Source organism: Streptomyces griseicoloratus (assembly GCF_014534645.1).
Lineage (GTDB): Bacteria > Actinomycetota > Actinomycetes > Streptomycetales > Streptomycetaceae > Streptomyces > Streptomyces griseicoloratus.
The window spans coordinates 12,786-25,150 of the sequence record NZ_JACVQF010000227.1 but is presented as its reverse complement, the minus strand read 5'-3'; the positions used below and the strand labels follow the sequence as shown (position 1 = coordinate 25,150).

Below are 12,365 nucleotides of genomic sequence, written 5' to 3'. Positions count from 1 at the left end.
CCCCCACCAGGGTCGGCACGTCGCGCAGCCACCTCCGCTTCACCGGCCTGCCCCGCCCGCGGCCGCCGGCCATGCGGGCGAGCCGCGTCCCGCGACCCGCCCACGACCGCGCTACCGGTTCAGCGCAGCGCTGCGGCCCGCCCTGCGGCCGAAGAAACTGCCGTCGCCGAGCGAGGCGCCACTCGCGTATCCCCAGGCGGCGATGCCGGCCGTGGCCCGGCCCGCCGCATACAGTCCGGGGATCGGCTCCCCGTTCACGTGCAGCACCTCGGAGTCCGTGCCGGTGGTCAGCCCACCGAGGGCGAACCCCGAGGTCATGCCCTCCAGGTCCACGGCGCCCAGCGGGCCGCGCAGCGGCCGCAGCCAGCGCGCGGCCTTGCCCAGCAGCGGGTCCCGGCCGTCCTCGGCGTGCCGGTTGTACACCTCCAGCGTCGCCTCCAGCGCTCCCGGGGGCAGCCCCATCTCCGCGGCGAGCTCGGTCGCGGACTCGCACACCCACGTCGGCGGCAGCTGCAGGACGTCCGGCGCGGCGGAGACCCGGCGGGCTTCCTCGAACCCCTCCTCGTCGAGAACGAGGAACGTCCGGTTGCCCTGCTGGAAGAGGGCGGCCTGGCCGATCCGTCCGGGGTAGGTGTCCTCGTTGATGAACCGCTGGCCCCGGCCGTTGACCACGATCCCGCGGATCAGGTACTGCGGGTCCATGTGGATGGCGACCTCGCAGGCGTCCATGTGCGCGACCCCCGCCCCCAGCGCCTGGGCCAGCTTCACCGCGATGCCGTCGTGCTCTTCGACCGCCGAGCCCGGACGGCCCATCAGCAGCGGGGCGTGTGCCGCCAGCATCTCCTCGTTGTAGGTGAAGCCGCCGGTGGCGAGCACCACGCCGCGCCGGGCCCGTACGGTGACCCGCTCCCCGTGGCTGCGCGCGACCACGCCGCACACCCTGCCGTCCCGCTCGACCACCAGCCGCTCGATCCGCACGCCGTAGTGGGCCTTGACGCCGAGCCGTTCGGCGGTCTTCACCAGGGGCTTCATGAGCATGTATCCGCCGCCGCGCTCGCCGGTGCGCTTGTCGTCCATCTGCGGCAGGTGGCCGCGCGGCGCGGGCTCGGCGATCTCGTCGAACGGGTGGGCGTTCTCGCCGCCGGAGTACATCAGGCCTTCGTCACCGGCGGGTTCCCAGGCGGGCTCACCGTAGAAGACCGGCTTGAACGGTACGCCGCAGCCGACGAGCCAGTCGAAGTGCGCGACGCTGCCCTCGCAGTAGGCGGAGATCTTCGCCGCGTCGGCTCCCGGCCCCATCGCGGCCATCAGGAACGTGGCCATCGCCTCCGGCGAGTCGTCGAAGCCGCAGGCGCGCTGCAGGGCAGTGCCCCCGCCCAGGTAGACGAATCCGCCGGCCAGGGCGGCGGCCCCGCCCCAGCCGCCGGCCCGTTCCAGCACCAGCACCTCGGCTCCGGCGTGCGCGGCCTCCACGGCGGCCGCGGCTCCGGCCACTCCGTATCCGGCGACCACCACGTCCGCGGTGAGGTCCCAGGTGCCGATGTCCGCTGCTGCGTACGGTCTCATGTCGTCGTCCCCTCGCCTCGGGAATGAGGGAAGGAGCGTAGGGCGGCCGTGTCGCGCGACACACGCCGAAGCTCCCGGTGGCCGGGAAAAGCCACGCGGGCCTGTCCCGCTGCTGACCCGCACATCGGATCACTGTCAGCCGGACATGGCGACCAGCACCCGCCGGCGGCCTGTGAAGGGGCGGCGGCCGTGTGCCACGAGCACGTTGTCGATCAACAGCAGATCCCCGGCCGCCCAGTCCACGTCGACCGCCAGCTTCAGGCCGGTCTCCTGGATGTGCGCGATGTACTCGGCCGGCACGGCACGGCCGTCGGCGAAGGTCACCGACTGCGGCAGCTCCTCCTCCGGCAGGACCTCCCGGACCTGGGCGCCGTGCTCGCCCAGGCCCGCGAAGTGGAACTGGTCGGCCTGGTTGAACCACACCTCCGCGCCCGTGACCGGGTGCCGTACGGTCGCCGGCCTGAGGTGGGTGATGCGCAGCGTCCCGTCCCGGGTCCACGTCCACTCCGCGCCCGTACCGGCCAGGTGGGCGTCCACCGCCGACCGGTCGTCCGTCTCGAACGTGTCCTGCCAGCTCTTGCCGAACCCGTAGCCGTCGTGCAGGTTCTGCACATAGCGCACGCCCGCCGTGAACGCCTCCCGCACCTCGGCGTCGAGCGACCGCAGCCACAGCGCCCCGTCCACCACGGGCGTCGCCCCACCGGTGTGCGGGGCCTGCTCGCAGTAGAAGAGCAGGCGGGTCGGCCAGGAGGAGGCGTACGACAGCTCGTTGTGCATCGAGATGACGAACTCCGCCGGATACTCCGTCGACGTGTAGACGTTGTCCCCCACCTTGGTGCGCGGCGAGTTGCCGTGCACGTACGCCAGCCGCCGGGGCAGCAGCGCGTCGACGACGCTGCCGTGCGTGCCGGGTGTGACGCCGAACCCCCGGAAGACCAGCGCCTTCTCCGCCGTCAGCAGCTCGGCGAGGTCGAGTCGCCCCAGCAGGTCCAGCAGGCCCGCCGGGCTCGCCTCGGCACCCGCGCCCTGAGGGGTCACCTCGCGGGGCCGCCACGTCGTGTCCGTCACCATGGTCTCCTCCTCACCGTCGGTTGTCGCGGGGTACGGCCGCGCTCATGCTGTCCGGTGCCTGGTGGGCGAACTGCGTGCGGTAGAGATCGGCGTAGAGGCCGCCCGCTTCCAGCAGCTCCTCGTGCGTGCCGCGCTCGGTGATCCGGCCGGCCTCGACCACCAGGATCTGGTCGGCGTCCCGGATGGTCGACAGCCGGTGGGCGATCACCACCGAGGTCCGCCCGGCCAGCGCGGTCTTCAGCGCCCGCTGGATCAGCGCCTCCGACTCGGAGTCCAGGTGGGCCGTCGCCTCGTCCAGGACGACGACCGGCGGGGCCTTCAGCAGCAGCCGGGCCAGCGCGATGCGCTGCTTCTCGCCGCCGGAGAGGCGGTAGCCGCGGTCACCGACCACCGTGTCGAGCCCGTCCGGAAACTCCGCCACGGTGTCCCAGATCAGCGCGGCCCGGCAGGCGTCGATCAGGTCCTGCTCGCGGGCGTCGGGCCGGGCGAAGAGGAGGTTGGCGCGCAGCGTGTCGTGGAAGAGGTGGGCCTCCTGGGTGACGACGCCGACCGTGTCGCGCAGCGACTGCAGGGTCACCTCGCGGATGTCCTGGCCGCCGATGCGCACGGTGCCCGAGAGCGGGTCGTACAGGCGCGGCACCAGATGGGTGATCGTGGTCTTGCCGGCGCCCGAGGGGCCGACCAGAGCGGTGAGCCGGCCCGCCTGTGCGTGGAACGACACCCCGTCCAGCGTCAGCGCGCTGCTGGTGCGTTCCGGCCCGCGGGTCGCGACCGACTCCAGCGAGGCGAGCGACACCTCCTCGGCGGCGGGATAGCGGAAGGACACCTGGTCGAACTCGATGTCCTGGGCGAGGGCCCCGGCCGGTTCCGCAGACCCTTGTGGCGCCTGCCGCTCGGTGACCGCGAGGGCCCGGGCGTCCGGGCGTTCCGCGACGAGCGGTTTGAGATCCAGCACCTCGAAGACCCGGTCGAAGCTGACCAGGGCCACCATGACCGTGGACTGCAGACTGGAGAGCTGGTTCACCGGACCGTACAGCCGCATCAGCAGCGTCACCATCGCCACCAGCGTGCCGAACTGCAGGGTGCCGTCGATGGTGAGGCTGCCCCCGAGGCCGTAGACGAGGGCCGTCGTGAACGAGGTCAGCACCGAGACGATGATCGGCAGCAGTCGACCCCACGCCACCGCCTGCGCGGCCACGTCCCGTACCCGGCCGGCCCGCCGGGCGAACAGGGCGGACTCGTCCTCACTGCGGCCGTAGAGCTTGGTGAGCATCGCGCCCGCGACGTTGAAGCGCTCGTTCATCATCGAGCTCATCTCGGCGTCCAGCTGCATCGTCTCCCGGGTGAGCCGCTGCAGCCGGCGCCCGATCAGCCGGGCGGGGATCAGGAACACGGGGATCATGGCGAGCGCGGCCAGCGTGATCTGCCAGGACAGGTACAGCATCGCGCCGAGCACCAGGATCAGGGTGAGGATCGTGGAGACCGCCTGCGACAGCAGGGTGGTCATCGCTTGCCGGGCCCCGATGACGTCGGAGTTGAGCCTGCTGACCAGCGCGCCCGTCTGAGCCCGGGTGAAGAACGCCAGTGGCTGCCGCTGCACGTGGGCGAAGACCTGGGTGCGCAGCTCGTACACCAGCCCCTCGCCGACCCGGCCCGAGCAGCGGTTCTGCACGAAGACGGCCACGGCGTCGACCAGGGCGAGACCGGCCAGTGCCAGGCAGAGCCAGATCACGACCGCGCGGTCCCGGGGAAGGATCCCGTCGTCGATGATCTTCTTCAGGACCAGCGGCCCCGCCGCCACGTTGGCCGCGCTCACACTGGTCGCCAGTACCAGCAGGGCGATCTGCCAGCGGTACGGCCGCGCGTACGGCAGGATGCGGCGCACCGTCCCCGGTCTGATCCGCTGGCGTGCCTTCGGGTCCTCTCCCGGCCGCACCCGCACGGGTACGCTCATGCCCGGACCGCCACCCATCATGGCCACGGAGAATCCGCCTCGCTTCCTCGCTCGTTCGCGTCACACGGTGACCGACGGCCGGTGGGCGCTCCTCGCCGGACGGGAATGTCCCGGCTGCGGCCGTTCGTCGATGGTCGGTCGGGCAGGTACCTCAGTACTTTCCGAGAAACTCGATGACGGCCGCATTGACCTCGTCCGGGCGCTCCAGGAAACCGAGATGACCGCAGTCGGGTATCTCGACGACATCGCAGCCGGGAATGGCGTCGGCGACCTCCGCGACCAGATGCGGAGGGCAGATCAGATCGTCCGCGAACGCGATGGCCCGGCACGGCACCGAGACACCCCGCAGCGCGTCGCGCCGGTCCCCGTGCCGGAGCAGCGCGGCGCTGTGCCCGTCGACGCCGCTGCCGCCGGCCAGTTCGAAGAGCTCCAGCCAGGTCCGGACGGCGGCCTCGTCGTTCAGGGTCTTCGGCGAGAGCATCTCGGTCACGGACCTGACGGCTTCGTACCGCGGCGGCAGCCGGACGCCGCTGTCCCGCAGCGCCCGATCGGCCGCCGACTGCGCCTCCCGCATGGCGTCGGTCCGGGCACGGCCGGCCATCAGCACGGCGCACCTCACCAGGTGGGGCCAGCCGAGGGCCAGTTCCTGCACGATCGTGGCGCCGAGCGAGGTGCCCACCAGCCGGCACGGCGCGAGATCCAGCGCCTCCACCAGGCCGCGGGTGTCGGCGACCATGTCCGCGATCGTGTACTCGCCCTCGGGCACGTCGGACGGCGGCACACCCCGGTTGTCGAAGACGATCGTCTCGAAGCCGGCACGGTTCAGCGCGGGGGTCTGGTGCATGGTCCACACCCGGCCGGCCGCCGAGGACCCCATGACGAGGAGGACGGGCTCGCCGCTGCCGGAGCGCTCGTAGGAGAGCCGGACGCCGTTGGTGCGGACATAGGGCATGGCGGTCCTCTCCTCGGGACGGGGCAGGGACGCGGCAGGGTGCCCGGCCGGGCGTCGGCGCACCACGATGGCACCGCCGGACCGGAGCCATCAACGACGACACGTCCGGCGCCCGTTCAACCGGCGCAGGAGCCGCAGTTGAACAGCCGCAGCACCGACGAGGGCCGCCCGAGGGGTGGTTGAGCGGCGGCCGAGTTGATGCCGTGAGCGCCCCCGGGTCATCCTGCTGGCGACGAAACACGCTCATGGTGCGGCGGGCCCGCTTCCGGGGAATCGCCCCTGCCGTGTCTTTCTTCGTCCTTCTTCACGCCGATCCGTCGTTCTTCTTCACGCCGATCCGTCGTTCCACGCCGTGAGGGAACGCACGCCCGCAGAACCACCGGGTGCGCGGACATTCCCCCGTGAGCCGTCGTTCTCCGTATCCACTCCTCGGAAGGAGGGGCGCAGATGGCCGACCAGCAGCTGTTTCTGCGGTCGAAGGTCATTGTCGAGCCGCTGATAGACCGATTCTTCGCCTGGCCGTACACCCTGGCACCGGTGCAGTCGGCGATGAACCTGGCGTTCCTGCAGGTGCCGCTGCTGGAGTCCTATCTGCAGTCCCCGCAGGTGCACGTCGCCGCCAGCAACAATCCCGACCTGCGCGGCGGTTACTTCATCAACATCGCCGAGGAGCGCGCCGACGAGGTCCGCGACCTGCTGGCGGCGATCAAACGCGACAGGGCGGAGATCCTGCGGTTCGCCGAGGCGATCACCGCCGGCCAGGAACTGCTGCGGGCCAACGCCACCGGGTTCGACCTCACCCCGCTGTACCCGAAGCTGCCGCCGGAACTCGGCGGGCTGGTCGAGCTGGCCTACGACACCGACAACCAGGCTCAGATGCGGTTCCTGGAGCCGCTCGCCTACACCAGCGGCCTCTACCAGGAGTCGCGGCAGTCGGTGCAGCTGTCGTTCGAGACCGGCATCGAGCGGCCCTTCATCCTGAGCACCCCGCGCCTGCCCTCCCCGGACGTTCTCGAGCTGGAGGTGCCCTTCCGGCACCCGGGCCTGGAGGAGCTGTTCCGCACCCGGGTGCGCCCCACCACCCTCAGCCATCTCGCCGACGCCCTCGGACTCGACGGCGCGCAGGCCGGGCGGCTGTCCGGCATGCTCAGCGAGGAGCCGGGCCTCGCCGCGGACCGGCACATCGAGGAAGGCGGCCGCATCCGCTACTTCGGGCACGCATGCCTGGTCCTGCAGACACCGCAGGCGGCCCTCGTGACCGACCCGTTCATCTCCGCCGACAGCACCGCCGGCGACCGCTACACCCTCGACGACCTGCCCGACTTCATCGACCTCGTGCTGATCACCCACGGTCACCAGGACCACATCGTCCTGGAGACCCTGCTCCAGCTGCGCGGCAGGATCGGCACGATCGTCGTTCCGCGCTCCTCCCGGGGCAACCTCGCCGACCCGTCCATGGCGCTCATGCTGCGCAACCAGGGCTTCCCGGTCACCGAGGTCGACGACTTCGACGAGGTCGAGTTCCCCGGCGGCAAGGTGACCTCGACCCCCTTCCTCGGCGAGCACTGCGACCTCGACATCCGCGCCAAGTCCACCTACTGGGCGGAACTGGCCGGCAAGAAGGTGTTCATCGGCGCCGACTCCTCCGGCATCCAGCCCGCCCTGTACCGCCACATCCGGCAGCACCTGGGTACCGCCGACTACGCCTTCCTCGGCATGGAGTGCGACGGCGCCCCGCTGACCTGGCTCTACCAGGCGCTGCTGACGATCGCCATCCCGAAGAAGATGAGCAACTCCCGCAAGCTGTCGGGCTCCAACGCCGAACAGGCCGCGGCGATCATGACCGAGCTGGGTGCCAAGGAGGCGTACGTGTACGCCATGGGCGAAGAGCCCTGGCTCGGCCACGTCATGGCCACCACGTACAACGAGGACACCTACCAGATCAAGCAGATCGAGGAATTCCTGACCTGGTGCAAGGACCGCGGGATCCAGGCCGGACACCTCTACGGCCAGCAGGAATGGCGCTGGTAGAGCCGCTCCCGGCGTGAGCCGGGGCGACTCGCCCACCACCCGGACCCGCACCCCGGTACCCAGGAGGCACCTCCATGTCAGTGCACGACATAGCGCACGTCGAGTTGTACACGCGGGAAAAAGTGTCCACGGTCGACTACTTCGTCTCGGCCATGGGCTTCACCTGTATCGCGGACTGCGTGGAGGTCGACCGGAGCTCCGCGCTCTTGCAGCAGGGCGACGTCCAACTGGTCGTCACCTCCGGGCGAGGCATCTGGAAGTTCCTCGACCGGCACGGCGACGGCATCGCCGACATCGCCCTGACCTGCGACGACGTCCAGGCCGCCCGGGACGCCGCGGTCGCGGCCGGCGCCCGGGAGGCGGGCACCCCCTACGGCGCCCCGGCGGTGTCGGCCTTCGGCGACGTCGTGCACACCCTGCTGCCCGCCGCCGGCCGCACGCCCGGGGACCTGCCACCGGGCCGCCGCTGGGTGCGGGCCCCGCAGGCCGCCCAGGCACCCGACCCGGCGATCCGGCTCCTGGATCACGTCGCCGTCTGCCTCGACGGCGGCACCCTGGAGGAGCAGGCCGACTTCTACCGGGACGCCTTCGGGTTCGCCCGTTATTCCTCCGAGTACGTGGCGGTCGGCGGGCAGGCCATGGACTCGCTCGTCGTGCGCAGCGCGTCCGAGCGGGTCATCCTCACCCTGGTCGCTCCCGACCCCGGCAAGGACCCCGGGCAGCTGGACGCGTTCCTGGAGCGCAACGCGGGGCCCGGTGTGCAGCACCTCGCCTTCCGGGTCGACGACGTCATCGGCGCCGTCCGCGCGTTCCGCGACCAGGGCGTGGAGTTCCTGCGCACCCCGGAGACCTACTACGACATGCTGGCCGACCGGCTGCCGGAGCTGGCCGCCGGGATCGCCGGCCTGCGCGACGCCCAGGTCCTCGTGGACAGCGACGAATGGGGCCACCTCCTGCAGCTGTTCACCCGCTCCCCGCACGAACGCAACACCCTCTTCTACGAACTGATCCAGCGCCAGGGATCGCGTGGCTTCGGCAGCGCCAACATCCGAGCCCTGTACGAAGCGGTGGAGCGCGATCGGCTCACCGCCCCGTGACCGGCCCCGGCCCGGCGGACCTGCTCGGCCTCGCCGACTACGCGGCCCGCGCCGCCGACCGGCTCCGGCCCGCTGTCCGGGACTTCATCGACGGCGGTGCCGGCGAGGAACGCACCCTGGCCGCCAACCTGGCCGCCTTCGACCGGGTGCGGCTGCAGCCACGCGTCCTCAGCGGCGCCGGCCGGCCCGATACCACCGTCCACCTGCTGGGAGGCACGTGGAGCCTGCCGCTCGGCGTCGCCCCGACGGCCTACCACACCTTGGCCCACCCCGACGGCGAGGTCGCCACCGCCCGGGCCTGCGCCGCGGCCGACGTACCCTTCGTCGTCAGCACGTTCGCCGGCCGCACCCTGGAGGACATCGCCGCCGCGGCCGACGCCCCGCTGTGGCTGCAGGTGTACTGCTTCCGCGACCGCACCACGACCCGACGGCTCGTCGAGCGCGCGCAGCGGGCGGGATACGAGGCGCTCGTCCTCACCGCCGACGCTCCGCGCCTCGGCCGCAGGCACCGGGACCTGCGCAACGGCTTCCGGCTCCCGGCGGGAGTGGCACCGGCCAATCTGCCCGCCGACGCCTACGACGCGCCCGGCGAGCACGCGCTGGCCGCGTTCGACCCCGCCCTCGACTGGTCGGTCGTCGAGTGGCTGCGCTCCGTCAGCAATCTGCCCGTCCTCGTCAAGGGCGTCCTCACCGCCGCCGACGCCCGCCGCGCCACCGAGGCGGGCGCCCACGGGATCGTCGTCTCCAACCACGGCGGACGGCAACTGGACGGCGTACCCGCCACGCTGGAGGTGCTGCCCGAGATCGCCGCCGCCGTACCAGGCACCTGCCCGGTGCTCCTGGACGGCGGTGTCCGCCGCGGCACCGACGTGCTCGCGGCCCTCGCGCTCGGCGCCGACGCCGTCCTCCTCGGCCGCCCCGTCCTGCACGGTCTCGCGGTTGGCGCCGAGTCCGGCGTACGGCATGTCCTCGGACTGCTCGGCGAGGAGCTGCGCGAGGCGATGACCCTGACCGGGACACCGACCGTCGCGGACGCCGGACCCGACCTCGTACGGCCCACCACCACGCCCCCCGGGCCCACCACCGCGCCCCTCGGGCCCACAGCCGCGCCCCTCGGGCCGACCCCGCACCCCCCGGCCCGCACCACCGCCCCGGCACCCGGCACCGGACTGCGCCTGCACGACCTGCACGGCAGTCTCGCCGACCCGGTGCTCGACACCATGAACTTCCTCAACGAGATCACCCACCGCTACCCCGACGCGATCTCCTTCGCCCCCGGCCGCCCCTACGACGGCTTCTTCGACACCGAGCAGATCTTCGCCCACCTGCGCCGCTACCTGGACCACCTGGAGGAACAGGGCGCCTCACCGCAGCGTCTGCGGTCCGCGCTCTACCAGTACGGGCCGGCCGCAGGCCAGATCCGCGACGTGATCGCCGACCACCTGCGCCGGGACGAGGGCATCGACGTCCCGGCGGAGTCGATCGTGGTCACCGTCGGCTGCCAGGAGGCGATGCTGCTCGCCGTCCGCGCTCTCGTGTCCGGCCCGGACGACGTGCTGCTCGTCTCCAGCCCCTGCTACGTCGGCATCACCGGTGCCGCGCGCCTCCTCGACGCCGAGGTGCGCGCGGTCCCCGAGGATCCGGACGGGTTCCGCTGCGCGGACCTGGAGGCCGCGCTGCGTGCCGAACGCGCCCGCGGCCGGCGCCCCCGGGCCTTCTACCTGATCCCCGACCACGCCAACCCGTCGGGCACCACCCTCCCGCTGAGCACCCGCAGGGACCTGCTGGACCTCGCGGCCCGCGAGGACATCCTGCTGCTCGAGGACAGCCCCTACCGGCTGGTCAGCCCCGGACCCCGGCTGCCCACGCTCAAGGCCCTCGACCGCGACCGGCGCGTGCTCCACCTCGGGTCCTTCTCCAAGACCCTCTTCCCCGGCGCCCGTGTCGGCTTCGTCGTCGCCGACCAGACCGTCACCGGCCCGGCCGGCGACACCGGGCTGCTGGCGGACGCCCTCACCAAGATCAAGAGCATGGTGACGGTGAACACCTCACCCCTCGCCCAGGCCGTCGTGGCCGGAATGCTGCTCTCCGCCGACGGCCGCGCCTCGGACCTCAACGCCAAGACGGCCGCCTACTACGGCGACGCCCTGCGGGTCACGCTCCAGGAGCTCGACCAGGCGTTCCCCGCGGACCGCCGATCCGCCCTCGGCGTCCGCTGGAACCAGCCCACCGGAGGGTTCTTCCTCGCCCTCACCGTCCCCTTCCGCGCGGACAACGCGGCCCTGGCCCGGTGCGCCGAGGAGTACGGCGTCATCTGGACGCCCATGTCCTACTTCCACCCCCAGGGCGGCGGAGACCACGGCATGCGCCTGTCCGTCAGCTACCTGACCCACGCGCAGATCGCCGAGGGCATCGGACGGCTGGCCCGCTTCATCGAGGACCGGACCCTGACCACCAGCTCACCGGAAGGATGACTGTCGTGACCGCAGCACTGCGCACCGTCCGCAGCAGGACCCGAATGTGGGGGTGGACCTACCGATGACCATCGGCACGGTCCTCACGGACTCCCGACCCGCCGACCCCGCCCTCGCCGAGACCAAGCAGCCGCCCGTCGCCGCAATCGCCGGTGTCGGCACCGCGTCCGCCGGGCGCTCCTACACCCAGCGCGAGGTGCTCGACGCGTTCGCCATCACCGACCCGCGGGTCCGCTCGGTCTTCCTCAACAGCGCGATCGAGCGCCGCCATCTCACCCTCCCGCCCTCGGACCCCGACGGCGGCCGGCTCACCGAGGCCCAGGGCGAACTCCTCGCCAAGCACAAGCGCCTCGCCCTCGACATGGGCGCACGGGCCGTACGGGCGTGCCTGGACGACGCGGGCCTGGACCTGCCGGACATCGGCTACCTGTGCTGCGTGACCACCACCGGCTACCTGACACCCGGGCTGAGTGCCCTGCTCATCCGCGAGATGGGCATCCTCCCCACCACCAGCCGCGTCGATGTCGTCGGCATGGGGTGCAACGCAGGACTCAACGCCCTGAACGCGGTGGCCGCCTGGGCCGTCGCCAACCCCGGCAAGGTCGCCGTCCTGCTGTGCGTGGAGGCCTGTTCCGCGGCCTACGTCATCGACTCCACGATGCGCACCGCCGTCGTCAACAGCCTCTTCGGTGACGGCGCCGCCGCCGTCGCCCTGGTCGCCGACAGCCCCGACAGCGCATACGGTCCGCCCGGCCTGCCACCGGCGCCCGGCCGTCCCCGTATCAAGGCCTTCGCCAGCCATCTGATCACCGACGCCGTCGGCGCGATGCGGTACGACTGGGACGACTCCCAGGGCAAGTTCAGCTTCTACCTCGACCCCGACATCCCCTACGTGGTCGGCGCACACGCCGAACAGGTCGTCGACCGGCTGCTGTCCGGCGCCGGACAGCGCCGCAGCGACATCCGCCACTGGCTGGTGCACTCCGGCGGCAAGAAGGTCATCGACGCCGTACGGGTCAACCTCGGCCTGACCCGCCACGACGTCCGGCACACCACCGGCGTCCTGCGCGACCACGGCAACCTCTCCAGCGGATCCTTCCTCTTCTCGTACCAGCGGCTGCTGCGGGAGCGGGTGGCCGAGGCGGGTGACCACGGCGTCCTGATGACCATGGGACCCGGCTCCACCATCGAGACCGCCCTGGTGCAGTGGTGAGGAGGAC

8 protein-coding genes and 1 pseudogene are annotated in these 12,365 nt (G+C 72.0%); 5 read left to right on the top strand and 4 right to left on the bottom strand.

The window, feature by feature from the left end; all coding sequences use genetic code 11:
- Positions 1-111: 111 nt before the first annotated feature.
- From H0H10_RS33095 to H0H10_RS33080, 4 genes are all read right to left on the bottom strand, one after another.
- Positions 112-1,566 (bottom strand): FAD-dependent oxidoreductase, encoded by a 1,455-nt coding sequence (locus H0H10_RS33095; protein ID WP_188184869.1) that lies wholly within the window; start codon positions 1,564-1,566, stop codon positions 112-114.
- Positions 1,567-1,701: 135 nt separating this feature from the next.
- Positions 1,702-2,637: a TauD/TfdA family dioxygenase gene (locus tag H0H10_RS33090; protein ID WP_188184868.1), complete on the bottom strand. Its 936-nt coding sequence runs from the start codon at positions 2,635-2,637 to the stop codon at positions 1,702-1,704.
- Between the two features lie 10 nt (positions 2,638-2,647).
- The gene (locus tag H0H10_RS33085) at positions 2,648-4,591 is read right to left on the bottom strand and encodes an ABC transporter ATP-binding protein (protein ID WP_223180819.1); all 1,944 of its coding nucleotides are present in this window, start codon (positions 4,589-4,591) and stop codon (positions 2,648-2,650) included.
- A 151-nt stretch (positions 4,592-4,742) separates the two neighbouring features.
- A complete protein-coding gene (locus H0H10_RS33080; protein WP_188184867.1) occupies positions 4,743-5,543 on the bottom strand; it encodes an alpha/beta fold hydrolase in 801 nt (266 codons plus the stop codon).
- A 447-nt stretch (positions 5,544-5,990) separates the two neighbouring features.
- Between H0H10_RS33080 and H0H10_RS33075 the strand changes: the two genes are divergently transcribed.
- From H0H10_RS33075 to dpgA, 5 genes and pseudogenes are all read left to right on the top strand, one after another.
- Positions 5,991-7,574: an MBL fold metallo-hydrolase gene (locus H0H10_RS33075; protein WP_188184866.1), complete on the top strand. Its 1,584-nt coding sequence runs from the start codon at positions 5,991-5,993 to the stop codon at positions 7,572-7,574.
- A 74-nt stretch (positions 7,575-7,648) separates the two neighbouring features.
- A complete protein-coding gene (gene hppD / locus H0H10_RS33070; protein ID WP_188184865.1) occupies positions 7,649-8,671 on the top strand; it encodes a 4-hydroxyphenylpyruvate dioxygenase in 1,023 nt (340 codons plus the stop codon).
- Positions 8,668-9,666, top strand: a pseudogene (locus H0H10_RS41340) (alpha-hydroxy acid oxidase); the annotation flags it as partial. The gene hppD and the pseudogene H0H10_RS41340, both read left to right, overlap by 4 nt.
- Before the next feature lie 225 nt (positions 9,667-9,891).
- Positions 9,892-11,145: an aminotransferase-like domain-containing protein gene (locus H0H10_RS41335; protein WP_223180823.1), complete on the top strand. Its 1,254-nt coding sequence runs from the start codon at positions 9,892-9,894 to the stop codon at positions 11,143-11,145.
- Between the two features lie 64 nt (positions 11,146-11,209).
- Positions 11,210-12,358, top strand: coding sequence for a 3,5-dihydroxyphenylacetyl-CoA synthase DpgA (dpgA, locus tag H0H10_RS33060; RefSeq protein WP_188184863.1), 1,149 nt, complete (start codon positions 11,210-11,212; stop codon positions 12,356-12,358).
- Positions 12,359-12,365: the final 7 nt, after the last annotated feature.